The organism is Bacillus sp. 275, from assembly GCF_001999205.1.
GTDB classification, from domain to species: Bacteria; Bacillota; Bacilli; order Bacillales; family Bacillaceae; genus Bacillus; species Bacillus velezensis.
The window spans coordinates 238,721-265,522 of record NZ_CP019626.1; the positions used below are offsets into that span (position 1 = coordinate 238,721).

At 47.8% G+C, this 26,802-nt stretch carries 12 protein-coding genes; 2 read left to right on the forward strand and 10 right to left on the reverse strand.

Annotated features, from left to right (window positions below; all coding sequences use genetic code 11):
- Position 1: 1 nt before the first annotated feature.
- The 9 genes from BZ167_RS00800 to BZ167_RS00840 all read right to left on the reverse strand — a co-directional run bounded on the left by BZ167_RS00800 (position 2) and on the right by BZ167_RS00840 (position 23,364).
- Complete coding sequence (locus BZ167_RS00800; RefSeq protein WP_077391912.1) at positions 2-14,953, reverse strand: non-ribosomal peptide synthetase; 14,952 nt, start codon at positions 14,951-14,953, stop codon at positions 2-4.
- Between the two features lie 39 nt (positions 14,954-14,992).
- Positions 14,993-15,742 (reverse strand): polyketide synthase, encoded by a 750-nt coding sequence (locus BZ167_RS00805; protein ID WP_003154094.1) that lies wholly within the window; start codon positions 15,740-15,742, stop codon positions 14,993-14,995.
- Between the two features lie 9 nt (positions 15,743-15,751).
- Positions 15,752-16,525, reverse strand: coding sequence for an enoyl-CoA hydratase/isomerase (locus BZ167_RS00810; protein WP_061861475.1), 774 nt, complete (start codon positions 16,523-16,525; stop codon positions 15,752-15,754).
- Positions 16,522-17,784 carry a hydroxymethylglutaryl-CoA synthase family protein gene (locus tag BZ167_RS00815; RefSeq protein WP_031379105.1) on the reverse strand — a complete coding sequence of 421 codons (1,263 nt, stop codon included), beginning with the start codon at positions 17,782-17,784 and terminating at the stop codon, positions 16,522-16,524. Before BZ167_RS00815 ends, BZ167_RS00810 begins: the two co-directional genes overlap by 4 nt.
- 51 nt (positions 17,785-17,835) lie before the next feature.
- Positions 17,836-18,084, reverse strand: coding sequence for an acyl carrier protein (locus BZ167_RS00820; protein ID WP_007409841.1), 249 nt, complete (start codon positions 18,082-18,084; stop codon positions 17,836-17,838).
- 65 nt (positions 18,085-18,149) lie between these two features.
- Positions 18,150-20,390, reverse strand: coding sequence for an ACP S-malonyltransferase (gene fabD / locus BZ167_RS00825; protein ID WP_077391913.1), 2,241 nt, complete (start codon positions 20,388-20,390; stop codon positions 18,150-18,152).
- 1 nt (position 20,391) lies between these two features.
- The gene (locus tag BZ167_RS00830) at positions 20,392-21,366 is read right to left on the reverse strand and encodes an acyltransferase domain-containing protein (protein ID WP_012117590.1); all 975 of its coding nucleotides are present in this window, start codon (positions 21,364-21,366) and stop codon (positions 20,392-20,394) included.
- A gap of 136 nt (positions 21,367-21,502) precedes the next feature.
- Positions 21,503-22,372: an ACP S-malonyltransferase gene (fabD, locus tag BZ167_RS00835; protein ID WP_015417505.1), complete on the reverse strand. Its 870-nt coding sequence runs from the start codon at positions 22,370-22,372 to the stop codon at positions 21,503-21,505.
- Positions 22,373-22,686: 314 nt separating this feature from the next.
- Complete coding sequence (locus BZ167_RS00840; protein ID WP_041482114.1) at positions 22,687-23,364, reverse strand: MBL fold metallo-hydrolase; 678 nt, start codon at positions 23,362-23,364, stop codon at positions 22,687-22,689.
- 739 nt (positions 23,365-24,103) lie between these two features.
- Here BZ167_RS00840 and BZ167_RS00845 point away from each other — a divergent pair.
- Complete coding sequence (locus BZ167_RS00845; RefSeq protein WP_060674180.1) at positions 24,104-24,313, forward strand: hypothetical protein; 210 nt, start codon at positions 24,104-24,106, stop codon at positions 24,311-24,313.
- A 292-nt stretch (positions 24,314-24,605) separates the two neighbouring features.
- Complete coding sequence (locus BZ167_RS00850) at positions 24,606-25,421, forward strand: hypothetical protein (protein ID WP_060674177.1); 816 nt, start codon at positions 24,606-24,608, stop codon at positions 25,419-25,421.
- 70 nt (positions 25,422-25,491) lie between these two features.
- Here the strand turns inward: BZ167_RS00850 and BZ167_RS00855 are convergent.
- Positions 25,492-26,639, reverse strand: a protein-coding gene (locus BZ167_RS00855) for an IS3 family transposase (protein WP_155721238.1) whose coding sequence is annotated in 2 segments (ribosomal slippage) — positions 25,492-26,366 and positions 26,366-26,639 — 1,149 coding nt in all. Because the reading frame shifts where the segments join, the coding sequence is not laid out codon by codon here.
- Positions 26,640-26,802 lie beyond the last annotated feature (163 nt).

Sequence of the window (26,802 nt, forward strand, 5' to 3'; positions counted from 1 at the left end):
GTTAAACCTCCACTTCATAGGTATCCCAGATGTTTGCCGCAGCTTTTTCGTTCGTTTCTTCTTTGCTGTCCGGCGAAATCAGCCGCTTATTTAATGCAGGCGGTGTTAAAGGATGGCGCTTGATTCGGCGCCCTTCGTCTTCCTGCCACGCTTCCACAATGACGTGAGCGTTTGTTCCGCCGTCGGCAAAGCAGTTAATTCCTGCCGCCGGCATTGGTGACGGCCAGTCTGCCAGAGTGCGGCTGAACTGAATATTGGCCTTTTCTCTATCAAAATGTGTGTTTTCATGCTCACCTGATAAAAACGGGATAAAGCTTTTTTCTTTCAGCATGAGAACAACCTTTATGAAACTTGCAATTCCTTCGGCGCAAAGCGGGTGCCCGATGTTCGGTTTCACAGATCCGATTCCGAGCGGGCCGGCGTCTTTTGAACGGTAGACGGATTGAATGGCCTTCAGTTCTAACAGATCCGTCACAACCGTGCCTGAACCGTTCGCTTCAATATGAGTAATGTCTTCCGGCTGTTTTCCGCTTTTTTCAAGAGCCGTCTTCATGACGGATTTTTGCGCTTCCAGACTCGGCGTAGCCGGGCCTGCCGTTCTTCCGTCATTATTGACGGATGCCGCCTTCACTACGGCATAGATAGAATCTCCGTCTTCAATGGCCTGAGACACGGTTTTTAATAGAACCATTCCGACACCCTCGCCCAGCACGACTCCATCGGCGCGTTCGTCAAATACATGGAACGACTGCGCTTTACTTAATATGCCGCGCTGTTCAAATAATTTATGGGTTTCTTCTGATTCAAACAGGCTCACGCCGCCGACGACGGCCGCTTTTATTTCTCCTGTTACAAGAGCCTGCACGGCCATATTCATTCCGACTAAAGCAGAAGAACAAGCCGTATCGAGGACAACGCTCGGGCCGCGCATATCAAAGTATTGAGAGAGATTGGCGGCCAAATAATTCTGGCCTAGCGCGACGATCGGGTTTTTCGCGTCCAGCAGTTTCTCTTCACCCGGTCTGTGACGGCTGCGTCCGCCAAGATACACACCTATCGCTTCTCCCTTTATCTCATCCGGCGTATAGCCCGCGTGATGCCACAGGTTAAGGCATTCTTCCAGAGCGGCCAAAGCTTGAGGGTCCATTGCCTTTACATCTTCTTCAGCCAGTAAAAAGAAGTCCGGATCAAATTGATGAATTCCATCAAGCATTCCCGCGTAATAAGGCGTCTTCAACCCCCATCGTTCAGCCGGAACAGGACGGATAGCCGAACGGCCTTCAGCCAAAAGCGACCAGTACGCCTCTAAAGAAGCCGCTCCCGGAAACCGGCAGGACATGCCGACGACCGCGATATCTTCCCGGTGAATCTGTTTTCCGGCCGGCTCTTCTTGCACCTTAACGGCTTGTGTTTCAATCAACGGCTCAGCCGGCTTCTTCATAACAGGCTCCGCCGCCGCCAAATCAAAACGTTCAGACAAAACTTCTGTATATCCTTCAAGAAGCCATTTTGCGAAAGATTGAATCGTCGGATATTCATACAGAATGGACGGGTCAAGCGATGCCGAGAGATTCCGATTGATCCGCTGCAGAAGCTGAGCAAGAATAATGGAATCCACTCCGTAATCTTGGAATAATACGTCTGTCTCAAGCTGATCCTGGTCAATCCGCAGCTCTTCAGAAAATAATTCTTTCAGCCATTCTTCTGTTTTCCTTGTTAATTGAGCGTTGTCTGCGGCAGTATAAGCGGCTTTTTCCGCCGGTTTTACCATAGCCGGACTCATTGGCTGATCCTGCCTGCTCCGCCGCAGGAATCGCTCCGGCTTCCACAGTTTAGGATTCAGAACGGCCGGCAGCACCGGGCCCCTTGCTGATTCAAGAAGTATGCCGTCAAGGAGCTGTAGTCCTTCTGCATTCGTGATGCTGTATAGCCCGCTCTCTTTATAAGCTTTGTTCGTTACCTCGCCCATTCCGGTTTCTTTCCAGTTCGGCCACTGAATGCTTACGATCGGCAGCTGCTCTTTGTATGAGTTTGCAAAATAGTCCATATACGCATTGGCCATGGCATAGTCGGCCTGTCCTGCCGAAAGCGCCGGTATCGCAGCTGACACGGAAGAGAACAAGACGAAAAACTTCAGCGGCTCTTCGCTGAGCACACTGTATAACGCCTGAAGCCCGTCTACTTTCGGCTCGAGCACGCGCTGTATGTCTTCATCGGTTTTTCTGATGAATGCGAGCGTCTCTTTATCCGTCACACCCGCGCAGTGAATCACGCCGCCGATAGGTCCGAGCGTCTGTTTTATCTGACTCAGTTCCTGTCTCAGCCTGGCTTCATCAGCTAACGGGACTGACAAAACCTTCACTTGTACACCTTTGGATTCCAAGTCGAGAACAGCTTCAATTTTCGCTTTTACAGAAGCCGTCACCCCATTCAGTCCGCCCGTCCACTCACTTCGCGGCGGAAGGGTCTCGCGGCCTGTAAGCACCAGTTTTTTCACTCCGTAATGTTCGGCAAAATGGCGTGCGCATAAAAGACCGATCCCCCTCGTCCCTCCGGTGATCAGAAGCACATGGTTGTCCGGAAAATCAATTCTCTCGCCTTGCATATTCATATTTTCTGAGCCGCTTAATACAGCGCGGTAACGCAAGCCGTCCCTCCGGCAAACTTCCGCGTCATCAGTGCGGGCATGAAACTCATCGGCAATCTGCTTCGCCAGTTTGTCATCCGAAAGCGCTCCTTCAAGGTCGAGATGCCTTGAAGACAGGTGACCGTACTCGCATGCCAGCATTCTGTACAGACCGGCCCGTTTTGCTCCTGTTGTTTGATTGGCCTCTTTATTTAATGACTCAAGGTCTTTCGTGACACAAAGCAGTGTCATCCCTTCTTTATGCCCATGCTCAATCAATTGCTGAAGCCATTTGATTCCGGCCATGTCTTGAGAATCTTCTTTCGCTGCGCCGAGGAGGTCGATAACTCCGTCAAACGCCTGCCAGTCATATTCACCGATAAGGTCTGATGCGGTGATGATACGGTGATTCGGCATGTGCGCTGCGATCTCTTCAGCGAGATTGATCGTGTCCCCGCCTGTCAAAATCGCAACGGAACGTGCGCACGGTTCACCCAGTTCGATTGGGCTCAGTTCCCATTGTTTCCTCAGAATACGTTTCATCCGTTCCTCTGCATGGACCTTCTTTTTGTCAGGATTCTCAGGCACCCAATACGTGTCTTTTGCGAACGGATAAGACGGAAGACTGAGTAAACGCGGCGTACCCTTTTCATACAGCCGGTTCCAATTCAACACACCGCCTTTCACCCATACCTCTGCCAGCTTGGCGAATTTGCCTTTTCTGATCCAGGCGTCAATGACGATGTCCATATCTTCATCTGCCGTGAACAAGGCAAACGTATCTTTATTGCGGTGAGACTGGCCGGTATACAGCCCGGCGATGTTTTTCTCATTTTTCGTAAATGCTTCCAGCTTTGTTTCCAATTCCGCCATCGTCGCTGCAAGAATGGCCAAGCGCTCTTCCATTTCGTCCCTTCCGGTTTGCAGCGTATAAGCGACGCCCGCCAAGTCTTGATCTGTATACGGCGTTTGACGGATCGCTTTTTGCAGCTGCTGCGCCTGTTCAAACAGTTTTTCTTTTGATTTGGCGGACAAAAGGATGATTGCCGGATTTTCCGGGCTGTGCTCAGGCTGAGCGGCTGCTTTCGGGACATACTCTTCAATGATGATATGGGCGTTGACCCCGCCGATGCCAAATGAGCTGACCCCGGCCCGGCGCGGAATGGCATTTCCGTTTCTATCTTTTCCTGCCGTCCATTCCTGATTTTCCCGCACGATGTAGAAAGGACTGTCATCGAGCTGAATGTACGGATTGATCGTCTCGCAATGCAGGCTTTTCACCAGCGTTTTATGTTTCATTTGCAAAAGCACTTTCATGACGCCTGATACTCCCGCGGCAAGCTCTAAATGGCCGATATTGCTTTTGACCGAACCGATGCCGCAGCGGTGACCGGAGACTTCAGGCTCTTGATTTGTTTTCGCCAGGTCGTGAAACGCCGCTTTCAGACCGTTTATTTCAATCGGGTCGCCCAATTCCGTTCCTGTACCGTGCGCTTCAATATACGTGACGGTGCTCGGATCCACTCCCGCTTTCCGATATGCTTTCACCAATAAATCAGCCTGCAGTTTCGGATTCGGCGAGGTTAACGTATTCGCCCGGCCGCCGTGGTTTTCAGCCGTACCGCGGATCACGCCGTAAATCGGATTGCCGTCACGTTCTGCATCTGTCAGTTTCTTCAGCATCAGAATTCCCGCGCCTTCTCCTCTGACATACCCGTTAGCATCTTTGGAGAAGGTTTTGCATTTTCCGTCTTTGCTGAGCATGCCTGCTTTGCTGTAGCTGATATGCGCTTCTTCCGTCAGAATCGTGTTGATTCCCCCGGCAATCGCCATGTCGCATTCTCCGTTTTCTATAGCGGATACCGCCCGGTGAATCGCCACAAGCGAGCTTGAGCATGCCGTTTCAATCGGCTCGCTCGGCCCGTGAAGATTTAACAAATAGCTCAAACGGTTCGGACCAATGGAAGGAATCATGCTGCCTGTCGCCGCATGTCCTTCCGGCGCAAGACCTGCCCTTGTGAACAAATCTTTATAACCGGTATTTCCGGTGCCGATAAAGACGCCCGTATTTGTACCGGAAAGGCTTTCCGGCTTACAGCCCGCATCTTCTATCGCCCGCCATGCATAAGTCAATAACAGCCGCTGCTGCGGATCTAAATATTGGGCTTCCCGCGGTGAAATCCCAAAGAACAGCGGATCAAATTCAGCTATTCCGTCGATAAAGCCGCCCCACTTGATATTCGTTTTATTCCCTTCAAGATTCGGGTCGCCATCAAACGCTTGCCAATCCCAGCGTTCTTTCGGAATGGTTGTGATCGAATCCTTTCCTTCTTTCAAATTGCGCCAAAATTCCTCTATATCCTTTGCACCCGGGAATCGGCCGCTGATTCCGACAATGGCAACCGGGTCAAAGCGGCGCGGCTCTTGTGCCGCTGCCGCAGCGTTCATTACCGTTGCGAAGCGCTTTTTCCGCTGCATTTTCGGTTTTTGGGCTTTTGGCTGCTCTTTTTTCCGAGACTCTTTCTTCTTTTCGCCGAAACGGCCCGGATGCTCTTTTGCCAAATATCCGGCGAGACCGCTGATCGTTCCGTACTCAAAGAAAATCGTCGGCGCCAGCTCCAGCTGATACGCTTCATTTAATTGATTCGTAAAGACGGTAAACGATACGGAATCAAAACCGTATTCACTCAATTCCGTATCTGTCTCAATGTCCTCACGGTCAACTTTTAAAATGCCGCTTACCATGGCTTTCAAAGCGGTGTGAAGCGTTTGAAGAGATTCTTCTGCATCGTGTTTTTCTTCCGGCTGAGAAGGAAGGCCGGCTTCTGCCTCATCCGTCAAATACTCTGCTAAACTGCGGATCGTCCCGTGTTCGAAGAAGATCGTCGGCGCCAGCTCCAGCTGATACGCTTCATTTAATTGATTCGTAAAGACGGTAAACGATACGGAATCAAAACCGTATTCACTCAGTTCCGTATCAATATCAATCTCGTCTTGGCCGACTTTTAAAATTGAACTGACCATTCGGATAAGCGCACCGTGCCATTTGTCTCCCGAAACGGCGGATACAGGCTCTATTTTCTCCACCTGCGGCTTTTCAGTTTCAGAAACGGATAGGAACGACTGTTTTAATTTTGCAGCTTGTCCTTCAGCTGCTAAAAGCTGCGGCTTTTCCTGAGCCATTCCTTCATAAAATGCAGCCAGGCCTGACGCCTTTTGAAGCGGAACCATGCCGAAAGCTTTTTTCATCATTCTCTCTGTCTCGTCTCCCGCCTGCATACCGCCATCTTTCCACAGCGTCCAGTTAAAGGCGACCGTTTTTCCGTGCCGCAGGCCATTCTCCGTAAGGGATTGCCTGTAAGCGGCGTATGCATCCATAAACGCGTTGCCGGCGGCATAATCAGCCTGCCCGACGTTGCCGAGAACGCCGGAAACACTGGAGAACAATACGAAAAAGTCAAGATTGCAGTCTTTGCTGGCTTCATCTAAATAAGCGGTTCCGATCACTTTCGGGTCAAGCACTTCTCTGAACTCTTCCTTCGTTTTTTGCAGCAGGAAGCGGTCTTGTATCACTCCCGCAGCGTGAATAATTCCGTTAAGCTTTCCGAATTCCGCCGTAATCTCTTTGATCAGCGCTTCATTTTCCCGCCGGTCCGCCGCATTCAGTTTTTTGTAGACGACATTTGCGCCTGAGTGCTGAAGCATAGCAAGCTCACGCTGTTTGGCTTCTGCCAGATTTGAGCGGCCCGTCAGAATGATTTTCGGGTGTTTTACGCGACCTGCGATTTCTTTTGCGAACATCAAGCCCAGGCTTCCTGCGCCTCCGGTAATCAGATATACGCCTTCGTCCTTCCAGACGATGCCGCCCCCTGCGGGATGCATTTCTTCCCAAGCCTTCACATACCGTTTTTCTCCTTTATAACGGATATGTTTATCCTGCGGCCGATGACTGTCGTTTTTCAGTTTTTGAGCGACAGCCGGCATTTCGCCGATTGATTCCATTTCGATGAGCTGACAGTCAAGTTTTCCGTATTCCAGCTCGGCTGTTTTTAACAAACCTGTTAACCCCGCAAACAATTGCTGGCTGCCGTCTGCTGAAATAACGGTCTGAATCAGAATGCGGCCCTGCCTTTTTTCGCTGATGATCCGCCGGATGTGCTCGGCGACTGTCTGCGCATAGCTTTGGAAGCGTTCAGCGGCTGTTTCACCCTCACCTTCTGCAATCAGCAGTTCGGCGTCTTTCAGGCCGGATGCCGCTTCATCTTTTATACGGCAGGCATCTTCACAAAGTATGATCAAATGCTCATCAGCATGGACAGAAGCTTTCTCGGATGCGGCGGCTTCTTTCCAGACCGGTGCAAACAAGACCTTTTCCGAGCCTGATAGCCGCTGAGCCGATTCTGCATCGCCTTCAAGCACTCTCGTAGAGAATCCTCTCACCTTCACGCAAAGCGCTCCTGTTTCGTCGAACAGGTCAATGTCGGCTTTCTGCACGGAATCACCGGTTTGATATCCTTCACTGAAGCGTGCATGCGCCCGCATAGCCGGTGTGCATGCTTTGATGACTTCAAGATATTCCAGCGCAAACGGCAGAATCAGTTTTTGTCCGGAAAACTCCTGCATAATGCAGATCGTCGCCGTCTGAATAGCTGAATCAATGATGCTCGGATGAAGCGTAAATTTTCCGTTCGTGTGAGAAACAGAATCCGGAAGCTGTATGTCCGAAAGCACTTCTTTCTCGCCGATAAAGGCGGACTTAATGCCTTGGAAGGCTTTTCCGTGGAACATCCCCCTGCTCCGGCCTTCCCGATAAAAGGCCGCCGGATCAAGAATGTCCGCTGTGCACCTGTTTTGTATGGCAGAAAGGTCGGCCTCAGGCTCTCGTTCAGCCTTTATGATCTCGGCCCGTCCTTGGCTGTGCAGCACTTCTTCGCCGTCAGCGTTTACGCTGTAAATGTCATATGAGATGATGCCGTCCTCTTCAGGGAACAGCGCAATTTGGACTTGGCACTCTTGTTCGTGAACGACGATCGGTTTCATCCAGACCGTATGATGGAGCGTTATTCTGTCTCGATCCTTTAATAAGCCGCCAAGCGCCCGTTTTACCGCTTCATAAGACATTTCCAAATATGCCGCTCCCGGCAGCACCGCTTTTTCCCTGACCACATGATCCTTCAGGAAAAATTCTGAGCCTGTAAACCGTGAGCTGAACCGCTGAACGGCCAAATCTGACGTGTTTTGCTGCACGAGCGGGTGTAAAACTGAGACTCCGGTGTGTGCGGCAGATGTGTTCTTTTCTGCTTTTTTCGGCCAGTACGGCTCCTTTGCAAACGGGTAGACCGGCACGCTGATTCGTTTCGGATGCTTGTCTTTGTAAAGCTTGTGCCAATTAATGGCGACGCCTTTACTCCACATTTCACAGAGCTTCGGTCCTTTTCCTTTCGCAAGCCATTTCTCAATGAGTTCAGCGCTGTCATCATCATCAGAAAGCCAGGCAATATCTTTCGCCTGCTGTTTTTCTCCTCTGAAGCAGCCTGTTACTGCCGGCTTATCATTGATAAAATCGGCAAGCTGCCGCTTCAGCTCCGCAATGCCGCTTGTGATAAAGGCCGCGCGCTCTTCCATCGCTTCCCTTCCGACTTGGAACGTGTAGGCAAGATCAGCGAGGTCTGTGTCCGTTTTTCTTTCCAGAAAAGCCAGCAGCTGTTTTGCGTACTCCTTCAGACGGTCTTTTTTTCTGGCAGACAACGGAATGATGAACGGACCCGCAGCGTCTGCTGCTTCGGATGCATCCGGATATTGTTCAAAAATCGCGTGTGTGTTTGTTCCGCCAAGACCGAAAGAGCTTAAAGCCATGCGGTGCGCTCTGTTCTCACGGGTTAACTCTTTCTTTTCTTCCGCTACGTAAAACGGAGAGTCTTCTAAATGAAGATTCGGATTCGGCTCTTTGTAATTGATGCTCGGCGCGATTTCCTGATGATATAAGCTCATGACAACCTTGATGCAGCCCGCCATTCCGGCCGCTGTATCCAAATGCCCGAGATTTGTTTTGACTGAACCGATGCCGCAGTATTGTTTTTTATCTGTATATCGGCCGTACACCGATTGAAGTGCGGACAGTTCGATCGGATCGCCGAGTTTTGTTCCCGTGCCGTGAGCTTCGACGTACGCGATCGTTTCGGGATGTATGCCCGTCTGATCAATGACCTTCTGAATGACCTCAGCTTGTCCTTTGACGCTCGGCGCATAAAATCCGACCTTATCCGCTCCGTCGTTATTGACGCCGATTCCGCGCAGCAGCGCATAAATATGGTCGCCGTCCTTAACCGCATCAGACGCTTTTTTCAAGAGCACGGCGCCGGCCCCTTCACCGCCGATCATTCCGTCAGCGTCCGCGTCAAACGCTTTAATATGCCCGTCGCTCGAAAAATTCAGCCCCGGCTGATGAACATACCCGGCGCTTGATTCCGTATGAAGGGTCGCACCGCCGACAAGGGCATACTTGGCTTCGCCGGACTGCAGGCTTTGAAAAGCCGAATGCAGGCCGATTAACGAAGATGAACAGTTGGCATGGACAAAATAGCTCGGCCCTTTCAACCCGAGTTTATGAGAAATCATCGTCGGAATCGTACCGCTTTGGGCAAGCACCCATGACACGTAGCCATCCGGCGTTTCCAGCTGTGCTGTCGTCCCCTCCGGCAGCAGGCTGCGGTAAGAGTTTGTGCTGGCAGACATATACACGCTTGTTTCCGGAATTTCTTTGGAGATATATCCCGCATCCTCGATTGCCTTCCATGAATGGAGCAAAAGCATTCTCAGCTGAGGGTCCATATATTCCGCATCTTTCGGTGAAAAGCCGAAGAAACCGGGATCAAACATTTCTTTCCCCTCTAAAACTGATTTAGCCGGAACGAAGCCGGGATGATCAGCCAGTTCTTCAGAAATACCGAATCGGCGGAGCTCTTCTTTTGAAAAGAAGGTGATGCTTTCTTTGCCTTCTTTGATGTTATTCCAAAATTCGTAATGATCTTTCGCTCCCGGAAACTCACAGGATATACCGATAACCGCAAGGCTGTCCTCGTAATAATCGGGAAATTCTCCCGCCGGGTGTTCCCGATCTTCTGTATTCACTTTCTTTTGCGGCACAGGAGCCAAAACGGTTTCTTTCGGTTTTTGTTCTGTGATGTACCGGCTGATGTCTTTTACCGTCGCGTATTCAAACAGCTCCGTTACACTGAATTCACAATCCAGTTCCTGCGTCATCCGGTCAGTGACAGTCACGGCAAGAAGCGAATCTCCCCCCGCATCAAAAAAGCGGTCATCAAGCTCTATATCTTTGCTTTTCAATACATCCTGCCAAATCGCCAGCACCGCCTGCTGGATATGAGATGATGAAAATGTTTGTGTGTCCGGCTGCTTTTCCGTCAGATCGCGGGCAGCAAGAAGCTTGCGGTCCACTTTTCCGTTCGGTGTGAGCGGCAGCTCTTCAAGACGGATAAACGAAGCTGGCGTCATATAGGCCGGCAGCGCTTGTTTCAAATGATTGCGCAATTCCTTTGCAGACGGAAGCGGCTCTCCGTTTTTCCGGATATAAAACGCGCAAAGCTTCTCATTTCCGGAGTGATTGTTCACAACCACTACGCTTTCCTGTACGGCCGGATGGGCATTCAGCCTGCTCTCAATATCTCCGGGTTCAATCCGGTAGCCGCGGATTTTGACTTGGGTGTCCATCCGTCCCATGTATTCAATGCGGCCGCCGGGAAGAAAACGCGCCATATCGCCTGTTTTATAAAGCTTTGATCCCGGTTCGAGCCGGTGGCTGACGAAAGCTTTATCTGTCAGCTCAGGCTTGTTGAAATACCCTCTTGCCAATCCGTCTCCCGCAATACAAAGTTCTCCCGGCACCCCTTCTAAAACAGGGTTGAGACCGGAATCCATAATATACACGCGGGTATTGGCGATCGGGCGTCCGATCGTAAGCGCGCTCTCATTCTCCGTTATCCGCTGCACCGCGGACCAGATTGTCGTCTCTGTCGGCCCGAACATATTCCAAGCCTCACTTTTCGTATCGAGAAACTGCTGCTTCAATTGTTCGCTAAGCGCCTCTCCGCCGCAAAGGATTTTCACATTTTCTTCATTTGACCATCCGGAATGAAAGAGCATTTTCCACGTAAACGGGGTCGCCTGCATGATCGTCGGTTTGTACTCTTGAATCAGCTCTTTCAGCTTCCGTGCGTCTTTTGTGACTTCTGTCTTACAGATGTTGCACTCCGCTCCTTTGATTAAAGGAAGGTAAAGCTCCAGTGCCGCGATGTCAAAGCAATATGTCGTGACGGCAAGCAGTTTGTCTTCGGACGAAAGCCCCGGTTCATTCGCCATCGAGAGTAAGAAATTGGTCAGCGCCCGGTGCGGAATCATCACGCCTTTCGGTTTGCCCGTACTGCCCGACGTGTAAATGACATACGCCAGATCGTCAGGTGTCACTAACCGCTTCAGCGACGTTCTTTCCGCGGCTGTACTTTCAATATGAGACCAATCGCGGTCAATGGCAGTTGTCTGCACGCCTCCCCAGTTCAAAGAGTGCTCTAAATCAGCTGTCGTCAGGCACATTGAAATCCTGCTGTCGGCGATCATATATTCCAATCTGTCAGCGGGATAAGAAGGATCAAGCGGCACATACGCTCCCCCTGCTTTTAAAATGCCGAGAAGGCCGACAGCCATGTGCAATGAACGGTTTGTATAAATGCCGATGAGATCATCAGGGCCTGCACCGTGCGCCTGCAAATAGAGCGCCAGCTTCGTGCTTTTTTCATTAAGCTCACGGTACGTCAGCTTTTGCTCTTCATACACAACCGCACAAGCGTCCGGCGTTTCTGCCGCCTGACGTTCGAATAATTCATGGAAGCAGGCATCCGGATATTCACGGCTTGTCTCATTCCAAGTATTAAGAATCATGTGCTCCTCTCTTTTTGTCATGAGAGAAACGTTCTCAAGCGGCGTATCCGGATTCGCCGTCAAAGCTTCAGCAGCCTGTACAAATTGGCTGAAAAGTCTGGCCGCCCCTGCTTCGTCGAATAATTCGGTGCTGTATTTAATCGTAAGATCCATGCCTGATGCTTCTTCCCACATTTCAAATACAAGATCATATTCCCCCTCCTGATGAATGTCTTTTACAAACTCACAGGAGAATTCCTTGTATTCATCAAGCATCGATTGATAGCTCGAATGCTGCAGAAAGTTCTGATAGAAAAAGGCATTGCTGAAAACAGGCGAACCGTTCTGCAGGGGTTTTGCATGCACATCACGCACCATTTTCGGAAACGGATAAAAGGAGTGATCCAGTCCGTCCAGAACGGCATCCTGCACCTTTTGAACAAAGTCAGCAAATGTTTCTTTTCGTCCGGCTCTGCTCCGTATGGGAAGCATGTTGAGGAAATGGCCGACCACTCCGTCAAAGCGTTCTTCGGGTCTGACCATTGCAGGCATGCCTGTCACAATATCTTCCTTATCCGTATATTTGCTTAAAAGCACCATATAGCAGCTCAGCATGACGGTAGACAAATGAATCGAACGGGATGCGGCAAACGCCGTTATATTATTCAGCAGCCGTTCGGGAAGACGGCGTGTCAGCGTATCTTCTGTAAACTCCGGAACACTGCTTTCCGTGCGCATCGGCGGAAGCTGAAGGTCAGGCAGATCGCCCTCAAGCTGTTTCATCCAGTAAGCGCGGGCAGCTTTGCTTTCTTCACCCGCTAAATACCGCTTTTCCCAAGCCGCGAAATCGGGATGAATACCGGGAGCGGCAGCTGTAAACTCTTCTTTTCCCTCCAGCAGCGCCTGATAATGATCCAGCAGATTGTGAATAAATGTAATGGATGAAATGCCGTCAAACACGATGTGGTGAATGACCGTCAAAAGATAATGTTCCTCGGCGGATTTTGAAAGCAGCTGCACGCGCAGCAAAGGCCCGCCTTCTTTGACAAACGGCTCTTTCACTTTTTTCCGTATCAGAGCGGATATTTGTGATTCATTGACGTCAGAAATATCTTCTTCCGAGAATACAAAAGGATCTGCCGCTTCTATGAAATAAAACCCGCCGTCTGTTTCATTCACGGCGCTTTTGAGCATCGGATGCTGCTTTAATACGAGCTGAAACGCCTGTTTCAGTTTCTCTTTGTCGATTCCGGATGTGAATCGGAAACAGAGCGGGACATGGTATGCAGTCGTTTCAGGCGACATTTTCTGCAATGTCCACAGCCCTTTTTGGACTTCTGAAAGCGCTGGCGCCGTTTGCCGTCTCTCCCGTTCTGCCGGCGGTTCGGCTTTTTGGGGATGATGGTCCGCTGACATGTTTGCCGCTTTTTCAGCAGTATAAGCCGCTAAAGCGCCAATCGTCGGGTTTTTGTGCAGCTCTCTTGCCGTCAGCCGGATGTGATACGTTTTTTCAATTGATCTGGCGAGTTTCATCATCTTGATGGAATTGACGCCAAGACTTTGAAACGGTGTATTTGGATCAACGAGCTCATCCGCGATGGAAAGTTCCTCTTTCAGAAAACGGATAAAATCCCGTTCAATTTCTTTCTCTGCAGAAGCCGTGTCTGAATTGCCGCCTTCTTGTCTGTTATTATGTAATGAATCAAATTGCCCTTGTTCAAATGAATGTTTCAGCTGAGTGCGCTGGATTTTCCCGATCGCCGTCTTAGGAATGTCTTCTTTTGCGACCGGAAGCAGATAATCAGGGGTAACGCCGATTCTCTGTGTCACGTGCTGGTGAATGTGATGAAGAAGCTTCGTCATACGGTTCTCATCCAACGGAACAGATGTCACAAAGAAAATCGCCAGCTCATCTGTCGTGCTTTGATTCGGCCGGACGGCGCATGCCGCTGTATATGACGTTTCAATTTCCGGCAATTCCTCAACGGCTGATTCAATGGCATGGCTGTAATAATTCACACCGTTGATAATGATGGCATCTTTCGTGCGCCCCGTTATCGTCAGGCGGCCTTCACGCAGAAATCCGAGATCTCCCGTTTCAAACCAGCCGTCTTCTGTAAAGACACTCTCGTTTAAGTCCGGGCGCTCATAATATCCGCTCGTTACAGTCAGACCCGACACTTGGAAGCGGCCGATTTCTCCTTCTTCCACCACTTGATTGCGGTCATCCGTAATTCTCATATTAAATCCCGGGATCGGCAGACCGATCTCGACGAAACGATCGTCGTCATTCGTGTTTTCCAGTGTAAACTCATCTGAGAAAATAACGCCCGAAGACGTTTCGGACATTCCCCATGCGGGACGGATGGCATTAGCCGGCAGACCGTGCGGCTCTAAAAGCTCCATAATTCTGCGTCCGACTTTCGCAACCGCGGCCTCCCCGCCGTTCAGCATGTAACGCATGGAAGATAAGTCCCATTTCCGCGTTTGAATCTCTTCTGCAAAATCAGCAAGCAGCCCAAAGGCAAAATTTGGGGCCCACGTGACCGAAGCGCGGTAATGATCAATCAGGTCGAGCCATTTTAAAGGGTCCATCAAAATGGATTCGCTCGGTATGTTGATTTCCTCACATCCGAGATAAACATCACGCAGATGAAGCATTCCGATGCCGCCGACATGGTCAAAAGGCATCCAGTTAAACGTGACATCCTCACTTGTATAGCCCTGCATCTGAATATTTCCTTTGACCATGCAGACGATGTTTTCATGGCTGAGCATCACGGCTTTCGGCGTGCCCGTGCTTCCCGAGGTCAAAAGCAGCATCGCCAAATCTTCCGGACGGGGATGATGACAGTCCGTATCCATTTCATGCGCACTGAGATCTTCTGCCGCCAAAGCGCAAAACCCGGAAAGCTCCTGCTCCTCCGCCCATTCAGTCATCTCCGGCAGCACGTCACGGCTTGTGATGACATACGGCCGATTCAAAAGCATCCAGGCGTCTTTCAGTTTTTGCGTCCCGCTGTTCATTTCTGTATAAGCCGGAGCGGCCGCAAGCGGAACCGGGATCGCTCCTAAAAAAACACAGCCCCAAAAAGCAGGAATCAGCTGGGAATTGTCACTGAGCTGTAATATGACTTCATCCTGAGCCTTCACTCCTGATTGGCGGAGCCCTTTCACAATCGAAAGAGCGATCTTTTTCAGGCCGCTGTAAGTCTGGTACACTTTGGTTCCGTCAGGCTGTATATATGTGATGCCCTTTTGATCTCCCGCTGCCGCGGCGGTTTTGTGCAGGACTTCAGGAATCGTCATCGGCTGGTCCGCTGAAAGCCGCAATGATTTTCCATAGCTGACAGATGGCTTGAGTAACCCGCTTGCCTTCATATCACTTTTCATAGAGCTGCCTCCATTTCATCTGTATGTAAGATGTATGTCTTATACTCCGTACATCGTCGTGATTCGTTTTTTCACTTCATCATCATGAAACGTCTCATCGTGCATGATTAACTCCTTCTCAATGACGGCCGGAAGCTGCTCGCGAAACGGCGTCACCAAGTGCCTTTTCAATGTAATTAAAGAGTTTCTCGGTTTTTCCGCAAGCTCACGGGCCAATTCCTGCGCATAGTCTAGTACTTCCTGCCGAGGAAGCACCGGAAAAGGCACCCCTCTTTTCTCCAGGTCACCGCCGCGGTAGTGGCCGCCGTTTAACAGCATTTCATGGCCGAGGCTTGCCCCAAGCTTCTCCGGAACGATAAAGGTAGCGCCCATTCCGGGGGTGAAACCGTATTTCATAAAGTTTGCGGTATACACGCTTTCTTTGCTTAAAATGACAAAATCACTGAAAAGCCCCATGACAAACCCGCCTCCGATTCCGTGTCCCTGCATGGCGGAAATGACGGGGATATCACATTCCAGCGCCAAAGAGTACATGCGGTCTTCCGTAAACTTCGTGATGCCCTGCTGAATCCTGAGCAGGCCTTCCTGTGTGCCTCCGGAAGCAAAGTAATGGCCGTATCCTGTTAAAATCACAGCTTTATAGACTGACGATTTTTTTATACGGGTGAATGCTTCCATCAATCCATCCGTCAGTTCTTTGGAGAAGGCGTTTTTATGGGCTTTATCCTGCATTGTCACTTGGATAATATCCGGTTCAATTTCGAGCAGTTCAACTGCGGCGTTCGGCATGATATCCTCCTAACTGTTCTCCGTTTCCCAAGGAAGCCGCCCCGTTTCTGCATAACGGGTGATGGCTGATTGGTTATCCGGATCTGAAAACATCGCTTGATTTTCGGCTAGAGCAATGGATTTCGAACGATGAACAAGGTCGTTTAAGGAATCCATGTATTGTTTATAGCGGATGACTGCTTTTTTCGACAGCGGGCGGAGGCGCAGCAAATGCTTTCTCAGCTCTGTTGCTGAGTCCGGGACGCATACGTCACAAAGTCCCCATTCAAGCGCCTGGCGTGCCGGCACGGGCTTTGTCATGATCGTCATATAATGCGCCTTTTGACATCCGATTCTTTGAATTAAAAACGGCAGAACGCAGGCTGGATAAAGTCCGAATAACAGTTCAGATAAACTGAACGAAGCATTCTCCTCTGCTATGACGATATCGCACGCGGCGGCAAAACCGACACCTCCCGCATTTACTTTTCCGCGGACACGGGCGATTGTGATGTACGGCCCGGATTTTAATGCCAGCCACAAACGGTAAAGCGGCTCCTGCGATTCCGCATGCTGCATTCCCTGCCTCATTTTCCGGTACATCTCATCAAAATCCGCCCCGAAACAAAATACCTCCGGCTGCCCTTCAAGCACTACGGAGGTCACGGAGTCTTCACATTCAGAAAGAACATGCAGGCATTCCTCCACTAAACGCTCATTAATCGTATTGTTGGCTTCAGGCCGATCAAAGGTGATGAAGCAGACATTTTGCTGAAAACGGACGTTTATCGTTTCATAGGTCACGATATCCACCTGTATTTCCGATGAAATTCCGTGATTTCTTCCAAATATAAACGAGGGCTCCCGGCATGATGGTCTAAAATGTTCGGAATCATATTCATATCCAATTTGACATTTCGGGTTCCGAACTTCACCAGACCGCTGCCTTTAAACAGTTCTTCATACTCTTCCATGGACAGCCTGTATCTGTTGTTCAGATGCTCTTCTATTTTGAAAGAATGCTGCCGCGCTTGCCCTTCAGGCGTCACAACGCCGCTGTAAAATTCTGAACAGCATCCGGAGCCGTAGGAGAAACAGCCGATCCGCTTAGAAGTGTCAAATGCCCCTTGGTCAATCGTGCTTGCAAGAGCCAGTAAAGAGGCTGCTCCCATAATGTTTCCGACTCTTTGGCAGTAGCGGAGCCCCGGCTCTACTCTGGTTTGAAAATCCTGTTCGATTTCAGCGTTTTTCGCTTTTGCAAGCTTGCGCATCATCGTCCGGTGGGCCCCTTTGACCATGCCGCCAAACGGTGTATGGAAGGCTAGATAGTGAAACGTCTCTTTGTAGTCAGCGCCCGGCACACGGTTTTTGTACTCGCGAAATGTCTGTTCACAGCAATCGAGGTAAGACATCAATGACAAATCGGCGTCACCGGCTTCACTGTCCGGGATCGGACGGCATGTATCCATCACCTCATAGCCGTAGTAGCCGTTAGCGCCCGCATCCGCCTGAAATACAATTGGATTTTCACCGATCAATAAGGCGACGGCACCCGCTCCGGCGCTGGGTTCGGCGTAAGACCAATCCTCACTTAACGCATCACCGCCTTCGGCAATTAAAAACCGGGAAATATCCGTCGCGACGACAAGCGCCTTCGCTCCGGGGGATGTCTGCGACAAAATAAAGTTAAGCGCCATCTGCAAACCCGCCGTTCCTGAATAACAGGCTTGTTTCAGTTCAAATAAACGGCAGTTCCGGTTGAGGCCTAAGTAATCATGAATATATGTACTGAGTGATTTTCCGAAGTCGATGCCGGACTCCGAGCAGGTAATCAGCAGCTCGATTCTGTCTTTTTCAGCCTCTGTCAATCGGTCGATAATCGGCTTTGCCGCGTTAACGCCGAATGTAACGGGGTCTTCGTACGGAAGCGCCACCGCTTTTTCTTTCATCAGTAAATTCTCAAATCTGGCAGGGTCTAAGTTTCTGTACTCCGCCAGCTGCATGACATCAAGGTATGCTGTCCCGCCAAACACATTTATCGCTTCTATTCCGGCAGCCGCCATGAACTTCGCCTCCAATATGAATTTTGAGTTTCCGATTATTTCACCGTTTTATCAGACAGCCTGTACCTTTTCATAAAGCTTTGCCGCCAATTCGCCGATGTTTGACACTCCCGTCAGCTCAACACGCGGGATCTGCAGTGATAATTCTTCAAGCATCATCGTGATAATTTCGGCGCGGTCCACTGAATCCGCCCCCAGATCAACTAACCGGTCTTCCTGCGAAAGCTGTTCGCCTTCTAAATCAGGTAAAACCTCGTAGATTGTGTTCTGCAGCAATTCAAAGATTCTTTCTTTACTCATTGTCAGTTCCTCCCTGTTTCATCTTTTATGAATATTCCATGTTTTCAATCTATCATTTCGTCTTGTCAACACGTTTGCAAAAATGAACCTAACTTCTGATTCAAAAGCGAGGCCGTCTCTTCCATAAGCCGCAGGCCGATACCATCGGCATGGCGGTTTTTCCAGGACTCCAGCTCCGTACCTTTCACCCATTGATTGAAGGCGCCTAATGCCGGGCCGCAATGAATCTGGAAGTCTACCTTGGCATCCGGGTCACCTTTAATCGCCGAAGCAGAACTTTGCCTGAAATACCATTTGAATATGAGCGCCATTTTCTGTTTCGGATTCCGTTCGGCTTTTGAAATGTCTTCATTTGAATAATGAGCCTTCACTTTGTCATAAATACTGCTTACACTTGCCTTAAAATACTTCTCTTCTATTTGTCTGAGTGTCTTTTCATCAATTTCTTCAATTGAGCGGTGACGCTGATACAGTTCATGCAGCTTAGAGGCGCGGGTCGGAAAGAACAGCCCTTTCTTTAATACCTGCACCTTGCTGCCTGATTCAAACATATCGCCGGCCGGCGCGTAGGCCGTGTCCTGTACATTCATCTGCTGCAGGAGGTCCTTTACGAGGCCGCTCGTCGCTGCCTCAACGGTGCATTGGTTAATAGATCCGGTCACAATAAAATCAGCGCCGAGCATAAATGCGGCCATGGCAGCCTCGGGCGTTCCGATTCCCCCTGCGGCTCCGATGCGGACGGTTTTGCCGTATCGGTATTTTTTCATCATGTCATCTCGTAAACGGATGATCGCCGGCATGAGACTGTAAGCAACTCCGCCGTCAGTGTGGCCGCCTGAATCAGCCTCTACGCAGATGTCATGCGCAACGGGTATTTCTCTCATCAGACTTGCTTCTTCAGCGGTAATTTTGTTTTCGGCTGCAAGTTTCTGCAGAATGTGATCAGGCGCCGGGCTGAGAAACGCTTCCGCTACTTCCGGACGGGACAGCTTGGCGATAATCCGCTGACGCGCTATTATTTGTCCGCCGGCACCGCGTTTTAACCCCTTAGCGCGAAACCTTACTAAAGCGGGAGTAACCGTTAAAAACGCTGATGCTTCCAAGTTCTGAATCCCATGCTTCAGTAAAAGATCAATCATTTTTTCTTCTGAATCTGTATGCTTCATGTTATGTACAACATTTATGCCGAAGGAACCGCCGTCACGAAGCTCATGCTGAATTGACAAAATGACGTCCTCAACGTGCGCGATGTTCAAACCGCCCGTTCCGAAAAAGCCCATCATTCCTTTTTCGGCCAGTTTGACGACCATTTCCTTCGAAGAAATTCCCCGGTACATGCCGCCGGCCAAGTAGGCGTATTTCAATTGATAATCGCGCTTAAACTCTTCATTTCCTAAAGACGCCGCCGTAATTGAGCTTTTTCCAGCCTCAGCCGGGACTTTGATTTCATCTGTTATCGGCTCCGCTTCAGCCGTAATTCTTTGTATCAGCCCCGTCAGCACTTTTCCGGGACCGATTTCCTCAAAGCTCATGTTCTTTCTTCCCATTAAGAAACGGATGCTGTCTGTCCAGTTCACCGATCCCGTTATTTGTCCGGTGAGTGTCTCTTTCAGCTCTCTCTGCTCATAGGGTCTTGCCGTCACATTTGAAATGACCGGGATGGACAGCGGCTTAAAATGGAAAGATTCAATAAACCGTGAAAACTCTTGCTTCGCTTCCAGCATGTATCTGGAATGAAAGGCGCCGCTGACATTTAAGCGGTGAACCATTTTCACGCCGGTTACGGCTTCAAAAACGGATGCTGCTTTTTCAATATCTTCTTTATATCCGGAAATGACAATTTGCTGCGGTGTGTTCATGTTGGCGATATCAATCATATCCAAGTGATTTTCTCTTAAAACATCCGTCACCTGCTCATGAGTCAGGCCGATCACCGCTGCCATGCCGCCTCCTTTTGCGCGGCTCATCAGTTCGCCCCTTTTTTTGACCAGCTGTAAGCCTTCTTCAAAATCAAAGGCGCCCGAAGCGTATAACGCGTTATATTCGCCCAAACTGTGTCCGGCGGTAAAATCCGGTTTCAAGCCGGTTTCTTCTGTTTTTTTCAAATAACTGAGGGCATTGACGACATAGAGCGCCGGCTGAGTGAATTGAGTCTGATTGAGACGTTCTCCGTCCCGGCACAGCTCCTGAATGGAATATCCGAGAATGTGATCGGCCTTTGCGGTTAATTCAGGATAGCGGCCGAACAGGTCTTCCCCCATCCCTATTCTTTGCGAGCCTTGGCCTGGAAAAACAAAGCTGATCATCTTACAGTCTCCTTCCGGGCGGTGATAAAATGCTGTCTTCTATTTGCTGCAAATGTGTTTGTTCTTTATGAAACGGCGTCATAATGGCACGGATGCGTTCAGCCGATCCTGCGGGAAGAATCTGTTTGGCAAATGCGGCCAATGTTCCGGAAGGCCCGGCATCGATATACAATCCTTTTTGGCGGCTGTCTGCGAATTGAAGCGCTTCGCGGAATCGAATCGGCTTTCTTACGATATCCCAGAAAAAGTCCGCTTGTATATCGGTCTCAGCCTCTCCGGTCGCACTGGAGATGTACGGTATAAACGGAGTCCGGATTGATTTCTGAGCTAAAAAGCGCTTGTACGGCTGTTCCGCCTGATCAACCAGCGCTGAGTGAAACCCGTAAGATACCGGCAATAGCTGATGAGGAATCTGCTTTTCTCTCAGATCGTCCATGATCTTTTTGATATGTTCCCGCTCTCCCGAGATGACAAAGTGAGAATGATAGTTTACAGATGCCAATTCACTATGTTCGCCGAGCAGCGGATCATCTTGATATAAAGCCGGATCACCCAGTATCGCAAGCATGCTGCCGTTACGGCAAGTTTCCGTAACGATTCGGGCCTGTTCCAGCACGCAATCTAAAGCATCCTCGGCGCTCAGCACGCCCGACACAGCGGCCGCTGCATACTCTCCGAGGCTTGCTCCGATCACATAATCGGGACGTATGCCTCTTTGCTCCAAAGCATATGCAAGTGCGTACTCAGCCATAAAAATGGCAGGATGGCTGAAAAGAAGGCGGTCAAATGGATCAGACAGACGATTGCCTGTATGATACATCTCTTTAAGGACAGAGTAACCGAAACGGCTGACTGCAAAATCGTCCAAGTCAAGCATTTTCTGCCGAAAAGCGGCGTTATGTGCAAACAGCTCTTTCCCCATTTGATAGTATTGGGAACCCTGTCCAGAAAACATGAAAACAATTGGCTGGTTCATTAGTTCTCCTTTTTGCTCTTTATTTTTTCAAAATATTGATTTATGAGTTTTTCGTGATGTCGTGTGCAGGTGAAGTGGTCGTGATGCTGTATGGCTGGCACTATTGTGTGAGATAAGAATTTTGACTTGCGTTCCGCTACATGGCGGGTGAAGCTTCAGTTTCTTTTTTGATGCGGTGAATAAGTCCTGTCAGCACATGGCCCGGGCCGACTTCTTCAAATTCCATCCGCCCTTTGTCCAGCAGATAGCGGATGCTGTCGTTCCATCGCACTGAATGGTCGATCTGATCGGCCAGAACGGAGTGGATTCCGTCTTGCTCATAAGGTCTGGCATGCACATTAGAAATGACAGGAATTGATATAGCAGAAAAATGAAATGACTGTAAAAATTTTTCGAACTCTTGTTTTGCTTCACTCATATACCTCGAGTGAAAAGCGCCGCTTACGTTTAACGGATGAAACATCGTAACGTCTTTTAATCCTTCGAATACGCTTTTGGCTCTTTCAATGTCTTCTTTGCGTCCGGATATGACAACTTGGTGAGGAGAATTCATATTGGCAATATCAATCGTATGTAATCCGTGCGTTTGAAGGGCGTCTGACACTTGAGCTGCAGTTAACCCCATAACAGCGGCCATTTTTCCGTCAGTGGCCATACTCATTAATTCGCCTCTTTTACGGACAAGCTGCAGGCCGGTAATAAAATCAAACGCACCTGCTGCAAACAGCGCATTATATTCTCCCAAACTGTGGCCGGCCACATAATCCGGCTTTATGTCATTGTCTTGGATTTTTTTCAAATAGCTTAACGCGTTTACAACATATAAAGCAGGCTGGGTGAACTGCGTCTTGTGAAGGTTGGAATACGGATTCTCAAGACAAAGCCGTTTCATGGAATATCCGAGTGTTTCATCAGCCTGCTCCGTTAAGTCTTTAAATTCATCAAACAATGAGCTCCCCATTCCCTGCTTTTGAGAACCTTGTCCGGGGAATAAGTATGTGATCATTTTCTCAGCCATCCTTTCTCGGATTCAGATAAGAAGCATGTTCAAGTTGATAGTAACTTCACAAAAATACCATGTCAAGTTAATTTATCCTATGCGAACTCCTGAATAATGCCTATTTTTCCCTGTCGAAAGGCGGGCTCAGGGCTTTCGGAACAGGCGTAAGCAGAATGTCCCATCCGGCCTGCCCGGCGTTCTCTTCCGCAAACTCCCGTTACTCAGCCATTCATCACCAGAAATCTAGTAATAACTACCATTCCATTTCAGAACTTCTTTGCCTCAAAAGAAAAGCTAGTTAGAAAGAACTAAATCACACATTACTTAAAATGAAACAGCCCTTTTTGATTTTTTCTGTTGCGGAAATTCACAAAATGTTCTTTTTTTTCAATCTGAAAGTAAATATTGTTTTTCAAAAGACTCTCCATTTTTTGACCCGGCTTCTCCCCGAAGGAGTGCCCCGGATACACACGCACATGCGGCGGAATGGAGGCTTTGATCCTCTGTATACTGTGAAACATATCTTCAGCTGAGCTGCCCCTGTCCTCACATATACCGCACCCTTCTGTAAACACGGTGTCACCGGTAAAAAGATGATCAGATAGCAAATAGCACATTCCCCCGGCCGTATGTCCCGGGGTCAGTATACTTCTGATGATAAACCCTCCGGCCGCAAAGGTTTGGCCGTCTTCAAGCGCTATTAAGTTTCTGCACCGGAATTGATAGAAATCGATTTCCGCCGACGATATGTATATATCAGAATGATAGATTTGCTGAAGCGGCTCCGCCAAGTTTACATGGTCATAATGCGAATGTGTTAATAAAATAGCTGATAAATCAACATCCAATTCATGCAGTTTATCGGTTATTTTATCGATTTCCCAGGACGGGTCCACCGCTATCGCAGATTTTTTTGAGCGGTCTGCGATAATATAACAATAGTTGGACCACATCTGGTGATAAGTTTTGATTTGATGCACTTCATATGTATGATCCATTGTCACCATTCCCATTTAAAAGATCCGGGCAGACTGCTGCCGCCGCCCAGCCGACTGTAACCACTTTACCAGATGACACCACGTTTTTCCATGGATTTTCCGGTAAAGATAAAAAACTGTTCAAATCAACCAAAAGAACCAGCCGAAGTTTTTAAAATTTGTTATCGTAATATATAAGGAAATAAGAATATTCATTTACATGAATACTTTAGGAGATTTTATTCAGAAAATGAAGAAGGTATAATTTTCGAATAAAAAGAAAGAAAAACAAATCGAGTTTTTATTTTGAAAAGAATTGTCGAAGTAGCCTGAGAGGATACTCAGTCTTTAAATGACTCTCAATCTTGATTCTTATTTCAATCCTTTTCTTCAAGCTAAACTAAAACCATACGGCGGCTTCCCCAAAATATATCAGAATACCTTAGCTCCTTACACCGAATAACAATGTTATGCTTATGAGTTGGCACTAACACACAATTCGAATTAGAAAAAATACGACGTAATTCACACAAAAGATGTTGTTTGTTCACTTTCTTTTGCCAGAATACAGTCCAAAACTTGGAACAGCCGGAGCATTCTCTCCTGAGTATTCTTTTATGCTAGAGATAAAGCATCTTCTGGACCAAACGGCCGTACGCCGCTTGGCGGATTACTTAACCCCTTATGTTTTCCCTTTAAACGGGACTATTGTTGGTGATTATCAAATTTAACCTGTGTTAAGCTTAGACGGGAGGTAATTATGGAAAATAAAAGAAACGCTGAACCGAGCCCAAAAGCTATAAGAATTCTAACTTACATCATTCCTATAGTTTTAATAGGGCTTATCCTTGTTCTTAAGAATATTAATACCGCAGCAGCAGAAATTTCATTTTATATTGTTGCTGTCGGTGTGGTTCTCTTAGTGGTTTTCAGTTTAATCAAAAACAGAAAAAAACGCAGGAAGAACTAAATGTAAGGGGGGCTAATTACTAGTCCCCTTTGACTTGCACATTGTCATCTTACCAAATTCCAATTTTATTTAAATTCTTCTCCCATCTCTTCCCATGAGAATCATCTTGCTCTTTAAGAGATTTTTCACAAGTAATATTCAATGAAAAATTCGGGACCATACAAAAAGACCCCTTGCTTTTTTTATTGTGCTTCCAGGTTCATCTTCAGTGACAGCAAACTCTTGCAAGTATGGAAATCCTTCCTCTTTTGTTTTAAAATGTTTATGTTCGCAGATAGGAGAGGAGATCATTATGGCTTTATTTATTGCATTGTTTGGTGGTTTCATGGTTATAGGGGCATTTATTGGGGTAATATTGCTGGTTCCGGGAAAAACAAGAAGAACTGGACTTCGGCTGTCTCTTACATGTATCGTTATATTACTTTCAATAGGGTTCATTAATAAGCATTTTCTTAAATATGAAGATGAACCTATTGCGACCATTACGCCAGGCGAATATAAAAAAATAAGAGAAGATATGACTTATGATGAAGTCAAAAAAATTGTTGGCGGGAAAGCGAAATCTGAATATAAAATTAATAAATATTCATCACCAGATTATGATTTTGATGGAGAGGACGGCTTGGAAAATGATGCAACGGTATCTCTTCATTTTGTTGATGATAAGTTAAGTGTCAAAAGTGAATATGGGTTAATTACTAAAAGTGATCAATCAGAATTAGATGACTCACCGTATGTGGATGTAACGGAAAACCCCGAAAATAAAATTAAAGAATTAGTAAATGAACACCTACATAACGTTTCTGTCGAAGATATTGAAGTCAATCAGGATCTTGGAACTAAAGAAAACGGTCAAAACATTGCACTGGTTCACTTGTCCTTTGATTTAAAAAATTCATTAGCAAGAACTAAGAAAATGATTGAATTATATAGTGATGATTTAGCTGCTCGCACAGCACTAGAAGACAAAAGCGTTAGTGAAATCTCTGTATTTTGGAAAGCTCCATACATAGACGAAAACGAAACCCTAGCAAAAGTCTCTTACAAAAGATCCGGTGAAAAGATGAAGGTCAGTGCGAGAAACTATTCTCAACCTTTAAGTTATTAATCAATTTAAATGAAAAAAGCCCTCTCATTAGGGACTGACCCCCGTTTTTGAGCCAGGGATCAAAACACCTTCATACAGCCAATTGCCGATATTGTATCGGCGATTGGCTGTTTAGTTTCGTTTGAATACGAATATTGTTATAATAATGAATGTATTCTATGGCAGTGCGTTCTACGATGGCCGTCGTAGTTCGATCAATGTTAAGATAGAACGTTTCAGACTTTAGTGAGGAATGAAACGATTCGATGGAGGCATTATCAGCGGGCGTCCCTTTGCGGGACATGCTCATGGTAATGCCTTTTGTTTTAACAGCTTTCTGATACTCATAAGATGTATAAACAGAACCTTGGTCACTATGTAACAGGCAGTTCTCTGGCAGTGCGGGCAGCTGATCAAGTGTGTGTAAGACAAAGTCTGTGTCCTGTCTATCGCCAATCGTAAAAGCAATCACTTCTCCATTGTATAAATCCAATATACTGGAAAGGTACAATTGTTTCTGTCCATAAGGCAAATATGTGATGTCCGTTACCAGTTTTTCAAGAGGGCGATCAGACTGAAAGTTCCGATCCAATATATTATCGACCACAGAATATGGCTGCCCACTTTTTTTACGCTTTTTCATCTTAACCCGACACTGCCATTGATTTTTCTGCATAATACGTTGAACAGATTTATGATTAATACTTATTCTCTTTTTTAGTATGGCTGTGATTTTTCGATATCCATATCGATACTTGTGTTCTCGGCACAACGTGCCGATTTGTTTCTCCAGTCGTATCTTAGGATTACTCTTAGTCAGATTCTTTCTCCATCTATAATATGAAGTGCGTGAAATATCTAAATGGACACAGATGTCCTGTACCGTCATCGTCTTGCGCAATTCTTCTACCAGTTTGATTGTCGTTTCCCTATCAGCTTCCTTTCCAATTCGTTGTACTTTTTTAACACTTCATTCTGTTGTCTCAGATAACGATTCTCTGCCTGGAGTTTCTCTAATTCAGAAGAATACTCCGGACCCTTTCCATAAGTATATTGCTTTCCAACAGGCTGTTCGAATCGGTGGGTATCCCCAGCCTTATGCCATCTAACCCATGTCTGAACCTGAGTCTTATTTTTGATATTCAATTCCTGCATGATCTCTTTCATAGGCACGCCCGCCAATCTCATTCCTACAGCCTTCTGTTTGACTTCAACCGGATAACTCACTCTTGTCCCCATAGAAAAACACCTCCAAGTTTTATTTCGGATAACAACGGTCCGTTTTCAAACTTGAAGGTGTTTTTTGTTTGTCTCATATTATGGGGTCAGTTCCATTAAGGGAGGATTTCATTCCTTCGTGTTACGATGAAATCAACAACAAAACCAGTCGTACCAAGCCCTC